14 protein-coding genes and 1 tRNA gene are annotated in these 15,736 nt (G+C 60.8%); 10 read left to right on the top strand and 5 right to left on the bottom strand.

The genetic code is table 11. From position 1 onward, the window contains the following. The first annotated feature begins 1 nt into the window (after position 1). Both DWB67_RS06775 and DWB67_RS06780 read left to right on the top strand, forming a co-directional pair. Positions 2–1,696, top strand: coding sequence for a heme biosynthesis protein HemY (locus DWB67_RS06775; RefSeq protein WP_119806766.1), 1,695 nt, complete (start codon positions 2–4; stop codon positions 1,694–1,696). Positions 1,697–1,781: 85 nt separating this feature from the next. Further along, positions 1,782–1,857: transfer RNA gene (locus DWB67_RS06780), tRNA-Thr, on the top strand. 57 nt (positions 1,858–1,914) lie between these two features. Here DWB67_RS06780 and DWB67_RS06785 read toward each other — a convergent pair. The 3 genes from DWB67_RS06785 to secG all read right to left on the bottom strand — a co-directional run bounded on the left by DWB67_RS06785 (position 1,915) and on the right by secG (position 4,803). Then, positions 1,915–2,628 (bottom strand): MrcB family domain-containing protein, encoded by a 714-nt coding sequence (locus tag DWB67_RS06785; RefSeq protein ID WP_119806767.1) that lies wholly within the window; start codon positions 2,626–2,628, stop codon positions 1,915–1,917. Further along, positions 2,517–4,160 carry a CTP synthase gene (locus DWB67_RS06790; protein ID WP_119806768.1) on the bottom strand — a complete coding sequence of 548 codons (1,644 nt, stop codon included), beginning with the start codon at positions 4,158–4,160 and terminating at the stop codon, positions 2,517–2,519. Before DWB67_RS06790 ends, DWB67_RS06785 begins: the two co-directional genes overlap by 112 nt. Positions 4,161–4,314: 154 nt before the next feature. Then, positions 4,315–4,803, bottom strand: a complete 489-nt coding sequence (gene secG / locus DWB67_RS06795) for a preprotein translocase subunit SecG (RefSeq protein ID WP_119806769.1) — start codon at positions 4,801–4,803, stop codon at positions 4,315–4,317. 72 nt (positions 4,804–4,875) lie between these two features. Here secG and DWB67_RS06800 point away from each other — a divergent pair, with 72 nt between their 5' ends. From DWB67_RS06800 to queF, 6 genes are all read left to right on the top strand, one after another. Next, on the top strand, positions 4,876–6,306 hold the full coding sequence (locus DWB67_RS06800; RefSeq protein ID WP_119806770.1) for a cobyric acid synthase: 1,431 nt from the start codon (positions 4,876–4,878) through the stop codon (positions 6,304–6,306). Between the two features lie 63 nt (positions 6,307–6,369). Next, entirely contained in the window at positions 6,370–7,326 is a 957-nt protein-coding gene (gene ispH / locus DWB67_RS06805; RefSeq protein ID WP_119806916.1) for a 4-hydroxy-3-methylbut-2-enyl diphosphate reductase, read from the top strand. Between the two features lie 40 nt (positions 7,327–7,366). Then, positions 7,367–7,966 carry a glutathione S-transferase family protein gene (locus DWB67_RS06810; RefSeq protein ID WP_119806771.1) on the top strand — a complete coding sequence of 200 codons (600 nt, stop codon included), beginning with the start codon at positions 7,367–7,369 and terminating at the stop codon, positions 7,964–7,966. Further along, positions 7,959–8,408, top strand: a complete 450-nt coding sequence (gene rnhA / locus DWB67_RS06815; RefSeq protein WP_119806772.1) for a ribonuclease HI — start codon at positions 7,959–7,961, stop codon at positions 8,406–8,408. The genes DWB67_RS06810 and rnhA overlap by 8 nt, the downstream gene beginning before the upstream one ends. Next, complete coding sequence (locus DWB67_RS06820; protein WP_119806773.1) at positions 8,405–9,043, top strand: trimeric intracellular cation channel family protein; 639 nt, start codon at positions 8,405–8,407, stop codon at positions 9,041–9,043. The genes rnhA and DWB67_RS06820 overlap by 4 nt, the downstream gene beginning before the upstream one ends. A gap of 82 nt (positions 9,044–9,125) precedes the next feature. After that, positions 9,126–9,587 carry a preQ(1) synthase gene (gene queF / locus DWB67_RS06825; RefSeq protein WP_119806774.1) on the top strand — a complete coding sequence of 154 codons (462 nt, stop codon included), beginning with the start codon at positions 9,126–9,128 and terminating at the stop codon, positions 9,585–9,587. Here the strand turns inward: queF and DWB67_RS06830 are convergent. Further along, the gene (locus tag DWB67_RS06830) at positions 9,584–10,411 is read right to left on the bottom strand and encodes a DUF6635 family protein (protein ID WP_119806775.1); all 828 of its coding nucleotides are present in this window, start codon (positions 10,409–10,411) and stop codon (positions 9,584–9,586) included. The two genes, queF and DWB67_RS06830, sit on opposite strands and share 4 nt — an antisense overlap. Positions 10,412–10,622: 211 nt before the next feature. Between DWB67_RS06830 and ileS the strand changes: the two genes are divergently transcribed. Both ileS and mgrA read left to right on the top strand, forming a co-directional pair. Beyond that, a complete protein-coding gene (gene ileS, locus DWB67_RS06835) occupies positions 10,623–13,535 on the top strand; it encodes an isoleucine--tRNA ligase (RefSeq protein ID WP_119806776.1) in 2,913 nt (970 codons plus the stop codon). Then, positions 13,525–14,574, top strand: a complete 1,050-nt coding sequence (mgrA, locus tag DWB67_RS06840) for an L-glyceraldehyde 3-phosphate reductase (protein ID WP_119806777.1) — start codon at positions 13,525–13,527, stop codon at positions 14,572–14,574. Before ileS ends, mgrA begins: the two co-directional genes overlap by 11 nt. Before the next feature lie 38 nt (positions 14,575–14,612). Here mgrA and DWB67_RS06845 read toward each other — a convergent pair whose 3' ends face one another. Then, positions 14,613–15,617, bottom strand: coding sequence for a hypothetical protein (locus tag DWB67_RS06845; RefSeq protein WP_119806778.1), 1,005 nt, complete (start codon positions 15,615–15,617; stop codon positions 14,613–14,615). Positions 15,618–15,736: the final 119 nt, after the last annotated feature.

The following is a 15,736-nucleotide window of genomic DNA, read 5'->3' on the forward strand; positions in this document are numbered from 1 at the left end:
CATGCTGTTGTCCCTGCTGAAAATCCTGTTCTTTTTTGCCGTTATTCTGGCGCTGGCTTTGGGTGCGGTGCATCTGTCCGAAACCGCCCAGATGCTGCGCATTCAATACGGCGGCACGGAAATTGCCCTGACGCCGGTCAAAGCGGTCGTTGCCGTCCTTGTGCTGATGGTGCTGGCTTGGGTCGTCTTCAAGGTCTTGGGTCTGCTGTTGGCCTTTTTGCGGTTCCTTGCGGGTGACGAAACGGCGGTGAACCGCTATTTCGCCCGTTCGCGTCAGCGTAAAGGCTATGAAGCCTTTAGCGAAGGGATGCTTGCTGTCGCCTCGGGGGAAGGCAAGCTGGCGCAGGATAAGGCCGCGAAGGCCGCGAAATATCTGAACCAGCCGCATATGACCAACCTGCTGGCGGCGCAGGCCGCCGAAACGGCAGGCGATTCGCGTCGCGCGATTGCCGTTTACAAAAAACTGCTGGAAGACGACAGGACGCGCTTTGTCGGTGTTCGTGGCCTGATGCGCCAGAAACTGGCCGAGGGGGACACCCATAAGGCGCTGCTGCTGGCACAAAAGGCTTATGCGCTAAAGCCGCGGCATAAGGAAACGCAGGACACGCTGCTGGATCTGCAGACGCGTGAACATGACTGGAAGGGCGCACGTCAGACCCTGAAGGACAAGCGCAATCAAGGCGATCTTCCCAAAGATGTTGCCCTGCGCCGCGATGCCGTTCTGGCCCTGCAACAGGCCAGCGATGTTCTGGCCGAGGGCAATTCGATCAGCGCCCGCGAGGCCGCCATTTCCGCTGCCAAAGCCTCGCCCGATCTGATTCCCGCTGCCGTGCTGGCCGCGCGCAGCTATACCGCGCAGAAAGATTTCCGCAGTGCGTCGCGCATTCTGGAAAAAACGTGGTCGGTCCGTCCGCATCCGGATATTGCGGGTGCCTATGCTGACATTGTGCCGGATGAAACGCCGGCTGCCCGCCTGCGCCGTTTCCAGGCCCTGATCCGCAAGAACCCCGACCACGAGGAAACGCAGCTTCTGAAAGCGGAATTGCTGCTGTCAGCCGAGGATTTCCCCGGCGCACGTCGTGCACTCGGCGATCTGGCCGAAAAGCATCCGACCGTGCGTACGCTGTCCATTATGGCAGCAGTCGAACGGGGTGAAGGTGCCGATGACAGTGTGGTTCGTGGCTGGTTGGCACGTGCGCTGACCGCCTCGCGCGGGCCGCAGTGGGTCTGTGATACCTGTCATAATGTCATGCATGAATGGGCGCCGGTCTGTGACAGCTGCGGCGGCTTTGACACGCTGACGTGGCGCGAACCCGAAGGGCCGCGCAGCACCGCACAGTCATCATCCACCGGTGCGGAAATGCTGCCGCTGCTTGTCGGGGCACCCCGACCCAAGATCGAGGATGCGCCCGATCTGTCCGAACCTGTCCAGCCGCATCCCCCCGGTCCTGCAGAGCCGGAAGGAAAGCCGGCCAAACCGCGTGAAAAGGAACCGGAGATTGCCCCGGGCATGGTCCCGCGCGAAAGCGACTATTACGAGGTGGAAGAACCGTCGGCGACTGTCATCACCCCCGAACCGGAACCGGTTCCCACCGAGGTAGAGGTGCCTGAAACGGTTGAAGAATCGGAACCGATGATGGTCCGCCCTGATGTCGAGCCAAGCGTGAAAGAGGACTGGTCCGACAAGAAGGCCTGAATAAGATCGGCGTGCGCGTAAAAAATCGCGCGCGCCCTCTTTCCACCGCAATCGGAAAGTGCTAATTGCCGCCTCACAACCTGCTGCCGATGTAGCTCAGCTGGTAGAGCACATCATTCGTAATGATGGGGTCGGGGGTTCGAGTCCCTTCATCGGCACCAGGTTGTCAAAGACCAACGCAAAACGTCGCCCTTCGGGGCGACGTTTTGCGTTTGCAGCTATGGCAAAGGACCGGTGAGCTGGTGATAGATGTCCAGCATGGCCGTCAGGTCTGCCTGCAAGGCGCTTGGCGAAATGGTCGCAGCATCCCACGTGCGGGACAGGGCGCAGCCTGCCTCATAACCGGCAGGCAACGCGGATTTTGATCCTAATGTGATCGGATCATTGCTGAAATCATGCCCGGATTTATTTGCCATTTTGCGCGTCGCGCCGGCCATATGGCGCAGATGAAGATGACCCTGTTCCGGTCCCAACTGGGTCAGGGCAGCGCCTGCACCGTGTTGCAGCGACAGCGTAATATGTTCGTCATGGGCATTGATGAAAATCACGACATAAAGACCGTGCCGCATGCTGCGTGTCACATGGGGTGCAAAGAACGCCAGCCAAGGCACACTGGCCCAGCCTTGTGTACCGACACTGGCGCGCACCATCAGGTTTTCAGGGCGTTGTCCGGCCAGATCGCGGCCCATGCGGGCGACGTCCTCGCGAAAGAAGCGGGCAAAGGGACTGCCTGCGAAGGGTCTTTGGCGTTCGTAAGTAAACCGCCTTGCGGTCAACGACAGGGCTGCTGCCAGCCCTGTCGGATATTCGGAGGTGGCGGTCAGACCAGACGCCCTTCCTCCATCGCGGCGCGGACGAAGCCTGCGAACAATGGCGCGGGTTCGAACGGCTTGGATTTCAGTTCGGGGTGGGACTGGACGCCGATGAACCACGGGTGATCCGGGTATTCCACAACCTCGGGCAGTTTGCCGTCCGGTGACATGCCCGAAAAGACCAATCCGGCTTTTTCCAGCTGCTCACGATAGGCGGCATCCACCTCATAGCGGTGGCGGTGACGATCCTCGATCTGGGTCACGCCGCCATAGATGGACGAAATGCGAGAGCCTTCGTTCAGAATGGCGGTATAGGCGCCAAGGCGCATGGTGCCGCCCTTGTCATCACCGACCTTACGCTTGACGGTGTAATTGCCCTGCACCCATTCTTTCAGGTGATAGACAACAGGCGTAAAGCGGGTCTTGCCGGCTTCATGGTCGAATTCCTCGGAGCCTGCGTCGGGCATATCGGCCAGATTGCGGGCCGCCTCGATCACGGCCATCTGCATGCCAAGGCAGATCCCCAGATAGGGAACCTTCTTTTCGCGGGCATAGCGGGCTGCCGCGACCATGCCTTCGGTGCCGCGTTCGCCAAAGCCACCCGGCACGATAATACCGTGATAGCCGTCCAGCATATGCGCGCCATCACCTTGCAGCTTTTCACTGTCCACCCAGTTCGCGCGGACACGGACACGATTGGCCATGCCGCCATGGGTCAAAGCCTCGGCGATGGATTTATAGGCGTCTTCCAGCTGGGTGTATTTGCCAACGATGGCGATCCGCACTTCGCCTTCGGCATGGTCCAGACGGTCCATGACATCTTCCCAACGGGTCAGATCGGGCCGCGGGGCAGGGCTGATCTGGAAGGCATCCAGCACGGCGCGGTCCAGACCGGCACGGTGATAGGCCAAGGGGGCCTCGTAGATGGATTTCAGATCATAAGCGGGAATGACGCTGTCAGGACGGACGTTACAGAACAGCGCGATCTTGGCGCGTTCCTTTTCCGGAATGGCATGTTCGCTGCGGCAAACCAGCACGTCGGGCGCAAGGCCGATCGACTGCAGTTCCTTGACGCTGTGCTGGGTCGGTTTGGTTTTCAATTCACGGCTGGCGGCCAGATAGGGCAGCAGCGTCAGATGCATCAGGATGCATTCACCGCGTGGACGCTCGTGGATGAACTGGCGGATGGCTTCGAAGAAGGGCAGGCCCTCGATGTCGCCGACGGTGCCGCCGATCTCGCACAGCATGAAATCGACCTCATCCGCGCCAACGGACAGGAAGTCTTTGATCTCGTTGGTGACATGAGGGATGACCTGAATGGTCTTGCCCAGATATTCACCACGGCGTTCCTTTTCCAACACGTTGGAATAGATACGACCCGAAGATACGCTGTCGGTGCGGCGTGCGCTGACGCCGGTGAAACGTTCGTAATGGCCCAGATCCAGATCGGTTTCCGCGCCGTCATCGGTGACGAAGACTTCGCCGTGTTCGAATGGCGACATCGTGCCCGGATCGACGTTCAGATATGGGTCCAGTTTACGCAAACGAACCGTGAAACCGCGAGCTTGCAACAGCGCGCCCAACGCCGCCGAGGCCAATCCCTTGCCAAGGGACGAAACCACGCCGCCGGTGATAAAGATGTAACGCGCCATGGAAGGCCCCCGTGATATGCAAATTCTAACAGTTTGCGGGCCGCAAAACGACCAGCATCACGGGGTCAGAGAAATAACTGATTCGCCCCGTGGTCGCAACGGACCGCAAGTTGGTGTCAGGCAGGTGACCCTGCCTTAGGTTTTTGTAACAGCCTCAGTTGGCGGGCTGGGTCTCGGTGCTGGCAGCTTCCGGCGTTGCGGGTGCAGCTGCAGGTGCTTCGACATCGGATGCTGGCGCAGCAGGTGCCTCGGTCGTCGCGGCAGGTGCCTGCGCGTCCGGAGCAGGCGGCGTCAACGGATTGCCGCTGGTCGACGGCGGCGGTGTGTATGACGGCACAGACGGCAGGTTGCCTGCGGGTTGTTCTTGGCTTTCCGTACCACCGAATTGGTCCATGATCGAGCCGTTGCTGGCTTCGCGGGCCGCAAGAATCGTCAGGGTGATCGAGGTGCAGAACAGCGCAATCCCGAAAATCCAGGCCAGACGGGTCATGGCATTGGCAGCTTGGCGACCGGTCATGACGCCGCCGCCACCACCGCCACCGCCGCCCATGCCCAGCCCGCCCCCTTCGGAACGTTGCAGCAGGACAACCCCGGTCAGCAGGACTGCCAGGATCAGATGGACGGTCAGAATGACGTTTTCCACGGCTTTCGGCCTTTCATTTGCGGACGCGCCTATCTAGTCATCTCAGGGGATGATGGCAAGCAAGAGTGTCCCATGGTTGCGGTGATGATTCAGGGCACCGGCTCTAACGTCGGAAAGTCCTTGCTGGTGGCGGGGTTATGCCGTGCCGCTTTGCGCCGCGGCCTGTCGGTTGCACCCTTCAAGCCGCAGAATATGTCAAATAACGCGGCAGTGACGGCAGATGGCGGTGAAATCGGGCGGGCGCAGGCGTTGCAGGCGCGGGCCTGCGGGTTGCAGCCGGTGACCGATATGAACCCCGTTCTGTTAAAGCCCGAAACCGATACCGGATCGCAGGTGCTGTTGCACGGACGCCCCATCGGTCGGGCGCAGGCACGCGATTATGCGGCTATGAAGCCACAGTTGCTGGGGGGTGTGCTGGACAGCTTTCATCGACTGAAGGCCGCCCATGACCTGATCATTGTCGAAGGTGCGGGCAGCCCTGCCGAGGTGAACCTGCGTCCCCGCGATATTGCCAATATGGGCTTTGCCTGCGCCGCTGCTGTGCCGGTGATCCTGACAGGCGATATTGATCGCGGTGGCGTCATTGCCCAGATCGTCGGCACCCAAGCTGTGATCGACCCCGAAGATGCCGCTATGGTGCGCGGTTTTCTGATCAATAAGTTCCGCGGGGACCCGCGTTTGTTCGATGACGGCTACCGGATGATTGCCGAGCATACCGGCTGGCGCGGTTTCGGCGTCGTGCCGTGGTTCGCCGGTGCCCATCGCCTGCCCGCCGAAGATGCCGTCGATTTGCGCGGGTCGCGGGGGCAGGGGCTGCATATTGTCTGTCTGACCCTATCGCGCATCGCGAATTTCGACGATCTGGACCCGTTGGCGGCGGAGCCTGACGTGCGGTTGACGATGCTGCGGGCGGGGCAGGCGATACCGGGGGATGCCGATCTGGTCATTATACCAGGCACGAAATCGACCATCGGCGATCTGGCATTTCTGCGCGGGCAGGGTTGGGACATTGATCTGGCGGCCCATCGCAGGCGGGGCGGGCATGTGCTGGGCATCTGTGGCGGTTTCCAGATGTTGGGCCGGATAATCGACGACCCCTCGGGCAGCGATGGTGCGGCGGCGCAGGTGGCGGGTTTGGGCATGCTGGATGTGCAGACCGTTATGGCCGCCGACAAACGCGTCGTTCAGGTGACAGGGCAGGCGCTGGGGCAGCCGGTTTCGGGGTACGAGATCCATATGGGCCGCACCACCGGCCCCGATTGCGCCCGCCCTTTCGGCATGATGCCTGCTGAGGATGGGGCCATCAGCAGCGACGGACGGGTGATGGGCAGCTATCTGCACGGGCTGTTTTCCGATGACCGCTTCCGTGCGGCGTTTCTGGCGCGGATGGGCACACCTTCGCAGCCGGGGTACGAGGCAGGGGTCGATCAGGCGCTGGACGATCTGGCCGACCATCTGGAAGCCCATATGGATGTGGCCGGACTGTTGTCGGTTGCGGGCTGACGCATAACAGATGTGAATGCGCAGGTGCTGGACGAAAGGGCCGTGCCGCGCTACCTGATTGGGATGGAACATCAGAAGCCGCCTTTGACCCTTTATCTGGCTGCGCCGCGCGGTTTTTGCGCCGGTGTGGACCGTGCCATCAAAATCGTCGAGCTGGCGTTGCAGAAATGGGGCGCCCCCGTCTTTGTCCGGCATGAAATCGTGCACAATAAATTCGTCGTTGATTCGCTAAAAGCGAAGGGCGCGGTGTTTGTGGAAGAACTGGACGATTGCCCGACCGACAGGCCGGTGATCTTTTCGGCGCATGGTGTGCCGAAATCGGTGCCCGCCGAAGCGCAGCGCCGCGAAATGGTCTATGTCGATGCGACCTGTCCGCTGGTCAGCAAGGTCCATATCGAGGCAGAGCGCCATCATGCCAACGGCTTGCAGATGGTGATGATCGGTCATGCCGGCCACCCCGAGGTTCTGGGCACCATGGGCCAGCTGCCTGAAGGCGAGGTGATTCTGGTCGAGACCGAGGCCGATGTCGCCACGATCACGCCGCGCGATCCCGAAAGTCTGGCCTTTATCACCCAGACGACACTGTCGGTTGATGACACAGCCGCCATTGTGGCCGCGTTGCACGCCCGTTTTCCGGCCATCATCGGACCGGCCAAGGAAGACATCTGCTATGCTACCACAAACCGACAGGCGGCGGTCAAGGCAGTTGCGCCCAAGATCGATGCGCTGCTGGTGATCGGGGCGGAAAACTCCAGCAACTCGAAACGGCTGGTCGAGGTCGGTCGCGCCGAGGGTTGCGCCTATTCCCAGCTGGTGATGCGGGCCGACCAGATCGACTGGCGTGCCATCGAAGGGTCGCGCGCCGTGGGTGTCACTGCCGGTGCCAGCGCCCCCGAGGTTCTGGTCAACGAGGTCGTCGATGCCTTTCGCGCCCGCTTCGATGTGACGTTGGAAGTGGTTGAAACAGCCGTGGAAAATGTTGAATTCAAAGTCCCGCGGGTCTTGCGCGAAACGGCCTGACGCACAGGGTCGCCCCACCACCAGCCGACAAAGGTGCCAGATGCAGCTTTATTCAATGCCGTCTTCCGGAAACAGCCTGAAGGCAAGGGTTCTGCTGGCGCTGACCGGCAAGCCCGCCGATATCGTCGATTGCGAGGCAGGCTCGGACGCTTTGGTGCGGGCCAAGGCGCAGGGTGTGTTGCCCTTTGGCAAACTGCCGACGCTGGTGCTGGATGATGGGCAGGCCTTGGCCGAATCAAACGCGATTCTGTGGTATCTGGGCGAAGACACGCCCTTTATCCCCGATGATGCCACCCTGCGGGCGCAAATGCTGGGCTGGATGTTCTGGGAACAATATAACCACGAACCGGTCATTGCCGTGCGTCAGGCGCTGGTCAGCTATCCCCATCGCGCCGCCGAAGCGACGCCGGAACGGCTGGCCGATCTGCTGGAACGGGGCCATGGCGTCTTGCAGGTGATGGAGGATCGGCTGGCCAAGGCCGATTGGCTGGCGGGCGATCAGGTCAGTTTGGCCGATATCAGCCTTTACGGCTATACCTGCACCGCGGGTTCGCGCGGCGGCTTTGACATGGACCGCTTTCCGGCCATCGGACGCTGGCTGGACCGTATCGCTGCCCTTCCGGGGGTTCTGGATGCCTGAGCTGTTCGCATGGACCGATGGCGCTTGCAGCGGCAATCCCGGCCCCGGTGGCTGGGGGGTGCTGATGCGTGCGATGGATGGCGAAACTGTCGTTAAAGAACGCGAACTGGCAGGGGGCGAGGCAGCCACCACCAATAACCGGATGGAGTTGATGGCCGCGATCAGTGCGCTGGAAACGCTGACCCGCCCCAGCCAGATCGTGATCGTCACCGACAGCGCCTATGTCAAAAACGGCGTGACCCAATGGATCCATGGCTGGAAGCGCAACGGCTGGAAGACGGCAGACCGCAAGCCGGTCAAGAATGTCGAATTGTGGCAGCGTCTGGATGAGGCGCAGAAAACCCATACCGTCGAATGGCGCTGGATCAAGGGCCATGCCGGACACGCCGAAAACGAACGCGCCGACGAATTGGCCCGTGGCGGCATGGCCCCCTTCAAATGACCCCCGAGGCTTTTGTCGCGTTTCTGGATTACTCCTCGGTGCTGATTTTTGCCATTACCGGTGCGCTGGTGGCCAGTCGCGCACAGCTTGATCCGGTGGGCTTTGTGTTCATGGCCTCGCTGACGGCAGTCGGGGGTGGCACCTTGCGCGACCTGATCCTTGGGCGGGATATGGTCTTCTGGGTGGCGCAACCGGCCTATGTCGTGATGTCGGCGGTCACGGCGCTGGTGGTTTTCTGGACCGCGCATCTGTTCGAAAGCCGGTACAAATGGTTGGTCTGGCTTGATTCGGTCGCCTTGGCGGTCGCTGTCGCAGCAGGGGCTGGTGTCGCCATCGAGGGGGGGTTCGGTCCCGTCATCATCATCATCATGGGCGTTGTGACAGGCACCTTCGGCGGCTTGATGCGCGATGTTGTCGGGAATGAGGTCCCCTTGGTTCTGAAACACCGCCAGCTGTATCTGACCGCCGCCTTCGGTGGTGCGGCGGCGGCAGTTGTCATGTTGTGGACGGGTTTCGGATCCGGGCCATCCTTGGTCGTTTGCACTGTGGTTGTCTGGATTTTGCGGGCGGGCAGTCTGTACTGGGGGTGGCAGTTGCCGCTGCACCATCCGCGCCCGCCACGGATGCGGGGCTAAGGCTGCCTCTTGGCGGGGGGCTGGCGGTTTGCTATCGGAGCCTTTCCGGTCGTAGCCCACCCGGTCAAAACAGGAGCCTTAGATGAGCCATTATACAGACGCGCTGACCCAGCTTGGCGCCAACACCACCCTGCCGCAATCCCCCGAGGAGGCGGTGCTGGAACGGGTCCCGAACCCCCAGCCCGACACGCTTTATGCGGTGCGCTTTACCCAGCCCGAATTCACCAGCCTGTGCCCAATCACCGGCCAGCCCGATTTCGCGCATCTGATGATTGATTATGTCCCGCGCGACTGGCTGGTCGAATCAAAATCGCTGAAGTTGTTTCTGGGCAGTTTCCGCAACCACGGTGCCTTCCACGAAGATTGCACGGTTGGCATCGGCAAGCGGATCGTCGACCTGCTGGACCCTCAATGGCTGCGAATCGGTGGTTACTGGTATCCGCGCGGTGGCATGCCGATCGACGTGTTCTGGCAAACGGCTGCGGCACCTGCCGGTCTGTGGCTGCCAGATCAGGCGGTCCCCACCTATCGCGGACGCGGTTAATTCCGCCACGACCGCCAGACGATTGCCAAGGTTTCACTGATATCGCCCAAACGGGCCAGTAGATGTTCGGGCGCAGGAACTGCGTTGTCGTTTTGCTGGTCCAGTCGCGTCATCAGACGGGACAACCGGCGTTTGTGGATGCCGGTTAGCAATTGCACCGGATCGGCGATGACCCCCGCAAAGGTGGTCACGATTGATCCCATCAGGGCCAGAACGACACCAGTCGCCACAACATAAAGCGGCGACAGTTCGACCGGAAAGGCCCAATACCACGCGCGGCCAAGGGTCTCGCCCATGGCGAAATCGCGGACGGCCGCGCCATGGGCCCGCATCTGCGCCATTGGACCCGCCAGTGAAATCAGCCCCGGTGTGGCGCGCTGGAACAAAATAAATCCTGATACCAGAACGATCAGGGATGTGGTGATTTCGGCCACTGCGTTGCGTGCCTCGACATGCAGGCGCAGGGTTTCCTTGATCCGCTCCGGTGTTGCATCTGGTCCCAGACCCTGCGCCTGAAGACCGGCGACCAGATCGGACAGATCCCGATGGATGCGCGCCGACATATCGGATGCCAGAAAAATCCGCAGGCCCGAAATTCGCGCCGCAAGGCGTTTTGCCCCGCATTTGCCCAGCAAAGCCGCGATCAGTTGCAGGATAAGTGCAACGGGGGCCAGCATGACATTCAGCGGTGCCCGCAGCAGATCGGCCCCGAATGCGTGCCTGTGCAGGGCCAATGTCCCCCGCAACCCGAAGCGGCGACGGACAAACCGTCCCAGCTCTGCGTCGCGTCGGGTCTGGCGTGATCGCATGGGGGCAGGGTGCATGGGGCATGCCTTGGCTGGGGGTCGGAACATTGTAACGCGTCGGGATGAAGGTTGCCACGGCAAGGTTCAATGCTTGCAGCCCATCGTGGCGATTCATATAGAGGGAGACATGGAATTTCCGGCGTTCGGATCTCGAATTAGCAGCCCGGTGGCGTGACCCTTCACGCTGCCGGGTTAGCCTTGTCCGAACATCTTACGAAGGAACGCCCCGATGGCCGCCGAAAACAGCGCCGATACCCCCGATTACCGCGACACCGTCTTCCTGCCCCAGACCGACTTCCCGATGCGGGCAGGTCTGCCGCAGCGCGAACCCGAATGGCTGGACCGTTGGGCCCGCATCGGCATCTATGACCGGCTGCGCGAACGCGCCGAAGGCCGCGCGCCCTTTGTGCTGCATGATGGCCCCCCCTATGCCAACGGCCACCTGCATATCGGCCACGCGCTGAACAAGACCATCAAGGACATCATTGTGCGCAGTCACCAGATGATGGGCCGCGATGCCCGCTATGTGCCGGGCTGGGATTGCCACGGTCTGCCCATCGAATGGAAGATCGAGGAAAAATACCGCAACGAGGGTCGTGATAAAGACGCCGTCGATGTGGTCGAATTCCGTCAGGAATGCCGCCGCTTTGCCGATGACTGGGTGTCTATCCAGCGCGACGAATTCAAGCGCCTTGGCATCACCGGCAAATGGGACGATCCCTATCTGACCATGGACTTCCACGCCGAGGCTGTGATTGCCGGCGAATTCATGAAGCTGCTGATGAATGGCAGCCTGTATCAGGGCTCGAAACCCGTGATGTGGTCGCCGGTCGAAAAGACCGCACTGGCCGAGGCCGAGGTCGAATACCACGACCACACCAGCCACACGATCTGGGTGCGCTTCAAGCCGGTGGGCGATGCGCTGCAGGGCGCGTCGGTGGTCATCTGGACCACGACCCCTTGGACCATCCCGCAAAACCGCGCCGTCGCCTTTAACCCCGACATTGCCTATGGCCTGTATAAGGTCGGTGAGGTTGCCGAGAATGCGACAACCACCACCGGTGAACTGCTGGTTCTGGCCGATGCACTTGCCGAAGGCGTGATGGCCTCGGCCAAGGTTCAGGACTGGACCCGCGTGGCCGATGTCCCCGCCGCCGAACTGGAGGGCGTTTTGCTGGCGCATCCCTTCCGCGGTGTCGAAGGCGGGCAGGGGGAATGGGACTATGACGTCCCGCTGCTGCCGGGCGATCATGTGACCGACGATGCGGGGACGGGCTTTGTTCATACCGCCCCCAGCCACGGTGATGACGACTATCAACTGGGTCTGCGCTTCAAGCTGCCCATGACCTATAATGTCGAACCGGACGGCAGTTATCGCGCCGATCTGCCGCTGTTCGGCGGTCAGGCGATCATCGCGCCTGATGGCAAGGACGGTCCCGCCAATGTCAGCGTGATCAAGCAGTTGGCATGGGCCGGTGGTTTGCTGGCCAAGGGTAAGGTCAAGCACAGCTATCCCCACAGCTGGCGGTCCAAGGCGCCGCTGATTTATCGCAATACGGCGCAGTGGTTCGCCGCGATCGACAAGCCGTTGGAAGACGGCATGGGCCAGCATGGCGACAGCATCCGTGCACGTGCACTGACCAGCATCGACAAGCTGGTGAAATGGTGGCCGCAATCGGGTCGCAACCGCATCCATTCGATGGTCTCGAACCGTCCGGATTGGGTTCTGTCGCGGCAGCGTGCATGGGGCGTTCCGCTGACCTGCTTTGTGAAACGCGGTGTCCAGCCGACGGCTGAGGACTTCCTGCTGCGCGACGCGCGTCTGAATGACCGAATCATCGCCGCGTTCGAGGTCGACGGTGCCGATATCTGGTATCGTGACGGCTTCAAGGAACAAATGCTGGACGGCATCGCCAACCCTGACGACTATGATCAGGTCATGGACGTGCTGGACGTGTGGTTCGACAGCGGCTCGACCCATGCCTTCGTGCTGCGCGACCGTCAGGATGGCGTGCCGGATGGCATCGCCGACGTCTATATGGAGGGCACCGACCAGCATCGCGGTTGGTTCCAGTCCTCGCTGCTGCAGGCATCGGCGACCAAGGGCCGCGCGCCTTACCGCAATGTGGTGACGCATGGTTTCACGCTGGACGAAAAGGGCATGAAAATGTCCAAGTCGCTTGGCAATACCATCGTCCCCGCCAAGGTCATCGAACAATACGGTGCCGACATCCTGCGTCTGTGGGTGGCGCAGGCCGATTATACCGCCGACCAGCGGATCGGGCCGGAGATCCTGAAGGGCACGGCCGACAGCTATCGCCGCCTTCGCAACACGCTGCGCTTCCTGTTGGGTGCGCTGTCGGAATTCGACGAATCCGAGCGCGTCGATCTGGCCGAGATGCCGGAGTTGGAACAATGGGTCCTGCACCGTCTGGCGCAACTGGATCATCAGGTCCGCAGCGGCTATGACCAGTTCGACTTCCAAGGCGTGTTCCAAACGCTGTTCCAGTTCTGCACGCTGGAAATGTCGGCCTTTTATTTTGATATCCGCAAGGACGCGCTCTATTGCGACGCGCCGAACAGCCTACGCCGCCGTGCTGCGCGGACGGTTCTGGACCTGCTGTATCACCGCCTGGTGACATGGCTGGCCCCGATCCTGCCCTTTACCATGGAGGATGTCTGGCTGTCGCGCTTCCCGTCGGAGGACGACAGTATCCACCTGCATGACTTTGCGGTGACCCCTGCCGATTGGCTGAACGAACCGCTGGCTGTGAAATGGGATCAGGTGCGCCGCGCCCGCCGCGTCGTCACCGCCGCGTTGGAGGTCAAGCGCAGCGACAAGACCATCGGTGCCAGCTTGGAAGCGGCCCCCGTGGTCCATGTCGAGGACACCGATACGTTGGCCGCGCTGAAATCGGTGGCATTTGCGGATATCTGCATCACTTCGGATTTGTCGCTGACCAGCGATCCGGTGCCGTCCGAGGCATTCCGCCTGTCCGATATCGGGGGCATCGGTGTCGTCTTTGAACGTGCCGAGGGGGACAAATGCCAGCGGTGCTGGAAAATCCTTCCCGATGTGGGCAAACATGCACATCCGGGCGTTTGCGCCCGATGCGAGGAGGTTTTGACACATGGCGACTAACACCCGTTATCAACCCGCCGGTGACCGTTACGAGGCGATGAAATATCGCCGCTGCGGTCGTTCGGGGTTACGATTGCCCGCGCTGAGTTTGGGGTTGTGGCATAATTTCGGCCACGACACCCCCCATCAGACCAAACGCGACATCTGTCGCACGGCGTTCGATCTGGGCATTACCCATTTCGATCTGGCCAATAACTATGGCCCCCCGCCGGGCAGCGCCGAGGAAGCCTTTGGCGAGATCATGCGAAATGATTTCGCCGGCTATCGCGACGAGCTGATCATCAGCAGCAAGGCTGGCTATAATATGTGGCCCGGCCCCTATGGCGAAATGGGCAGCCGCAAATCGCTGATTGCCAGCTGTGACCAATCGCTGAAGCGGATGGGGCTGGATTACGTCGATATCTTCTATTCTCACCGTTTCGATCCCGACACGCCCTTGGAAGAAACCATGGGCGCGCTGGATCATATCGTCCGGTCGGGCAGGGCGCTTTATGTCGGGATCAGCAGCTATAACAGCCAGCGCACGCAGGAAGCCGCCGCGATCCTGAAGGATCTGGGCACGCCCTGTGTGATCCACCAGCCCAGCTATAACATGCTGAACCGTTGGGTCGAAAACGACGGTCTGCTGGACACGCTGGACGATCGGGGCATCGGCAGCATCGTCTTTACGCCGCTGGCGCAGGGTATGCTGACCGGCAAATACCTGAAGGGCATCCCCGAAGGCAGCCGTGCGGCTCAAGGCAAGTCCTTGTCGCCTGACTGGCTGAGTGATGACATGATCTCCCGCCTGAACGGCTTGAACGACATTGCCAAGGCCCGTGGGCAATCGCTGGCCCAGATGGCTGTGGCGTGGGTCTTGCGCGGTGATCGCGTTACCAGTGCCCTGATTGGCGCCTCGCGGGCTGAACAGGTGCGTGACTGCGTCGGCGCGCTTGGCAATATGGCGTTTTCGGAGGCCGAGCTTGCACAGATTGACGAATTATCCGCCAAGGGTGACGTCAATATCTGGGCGCGGTCTTCCGAAGGCGCAGGCGAATAAAAAGAAAGGCCGCCAGATCGCTCTGGCGGCCTTTTTCTTCAGATCAGCCACCAACCGCGGCTTTTCAATTGATTGCGAATCATGCGCTCTTTCAATGGCTTGGGCAGATGCGCGAAAAGCGTATGGACCTTGGTTCGGCCTTTTTGCTGATAGATCAGCTTGCGGGCCGGTTCCCAGTCACGCAGCACACGCTTGATTTTCTTATCCGCCACTGCATTTTCCAAAGCCTCGACCGAGGCTTCGTCGAAGCGGGCGTAAAGCAGCGGCAGCTTGCGATAGTGATTCGTAACATCTCCATCCAGACCATCCAGTTCAGGGCCAGGGCGACCGCCACCAAAGCTGTGGATGACCAGAGGCAGAATCACCTGATCAAGCCAAGGGTCCAGTGTCTGACACGCAAGTTCGTCATGTGGCTCGTCACGGACTGCCAATGCCCAGCTAAGGAAGCGCTGGCCGAATTCGGCGGGATCGGCACCAAAGAACCAACCGGCATTGAAATACAGATAGCGTTCCCAATGTTCATCCGGCTGGGACAAATCCAGCGATGATTCGAAATCCAGATCGAAGCGATCATAAAGCGACTTCCAAATGCCGGCATAGCCAGGGCCGTAAAGCGGGGGCAGGGGCCATGTCCCTTCGCGGCGCATGGAGGCGGCGGGGCGTTTGAAGTTGAATTTGATCTGATCCAGCGGGCCGGTGATCAAAGTATCGGTGTCAAAAAATATGAAGGGTTCTTTCGGGGGCAGAACCTGCAATGCCTCGATCTTATTGCCCTGCGGATAAAGCGCGCCGAAATGCACTGCTGTAAAGGGCAGAATTTCGGCCCCGAATTCGGTCAGGATGTCACGGCAGTTCGGGGATATTTCAGTTGTATGGCCTGCCCATGCACCTTCGGGTCGCGGTTCGGCAACGATAATGCGGCCCGTCCAATCGGGCGCATTTGCCCGCAGACTGGCAAGAAAAATAATCGCCTCATACTGTAATCGCCCGGATTGTGCGACGATCAGCAAATTCGGTTGCTTATTCTTGCGTACAGACACCATCGACCCCGATCACATAAACCAACAACATCAAATGCTAGACACTTATGGCGCGAATCGAAAGCCCTTCGAATCGCGTTAGACGGGATATAAAGCGGATTCGTTTCAGGATTGTGGACACC

The sequence above is a fragment of the Paracoccus sp. JM45 genome (assembly GCF_003590715.1).
GTDB lineage: Bacteria > Pseudomonadota > Alphaproteobacteria > Rhodobacterales > Rhodobacteraceae > Paracoccus.

Excerpts from the sequence above, each read along its gene's own strand:
- DWB67_RS06775 (WP_119806766.1), top strand. The coding sequence starts at position 2 with ATGCTGTTGTCCCTGCTGAAAATCCTGTTCTTTTTTGCCGTTATTCTG.
- DWB67_RS06790 (WP_119806768.1), bottom strand. The coding sequence starts at position 4,160 with ATGGCGCGTTACATCTTTATCACCGGCGGCGTGGTTTCGTCCCTTGGC.
- DWB67_RS06800 (WP_119806770.1), top strand. The coding sequence starts at position 4,876 with ATGGTTGCGGTGATGATTCAGGGCACCGGCTCTAACGTCGGAAAGTCC.
- ispH (WP_119806916.1), top strand. The coding sequence starts at position 6,370 with ATGGAACATCAGAAGCCGCCTTTGACCCTTTATCTGGCTGCGCCGCGC.
- DWB67_RS06810 (WP_119806771.1), top strand. The coding sequence starts at position 7,367 with ATGCAGCTTTATTCAATGCCGTCTTCCGGAAACAGCCTGAAGGCAAGG.
- rnhA (WP_119806772.1), top strand. The coding sequence starts at position 7,959 with ATGCCTGAGCTGTTCGCATGGACCGATGGCGCTTGCAGCGGCAATCCC.
- DWB67_RS06820 (WP_119806773.1), top strand. The coding sequence starts at position 8,405 with ATGACCCCCGAGGCTTTTGTCGCGTTTCTGGATTACTCCTCGGTGCTG.
- queF (WP_119806774.1), top strand. The coding sequence starts at position 9,126 with ATGAGCCATTATACAGACGCGCTGACCCAGCTTGGCGCCAACACCACC.
- DWB67_RS06830 (WP_119806775.1), bottom strand. The coding sequence starts at position 10,411 with ATGCACCCTGCCCCCATGCGATCACGCCAGACCCGACGCGACGCAGAG.
- ileS (WP_119806776.1), top strand. The coding sequence starts at position 10,623 with ATGGCCGCCGAAAACAGCGCCGATACCCCCGATTACCGCGACACCGTC.
- mgrA (WP_119806777.1), top strand. The coding sequence starts at position 13,525 with ATGGCGACTAACACCCGTTATCAACCCGCCGGTGACCGTTACGAGGCG.
- DWB67_RS06845 (WP_119806778.1), bottom strand. The coding sequence starts at position 15,617 with ATGGTGTCTGTACGCAAGAATAAGCAACCGAATTTGCTGATCGTCGCA.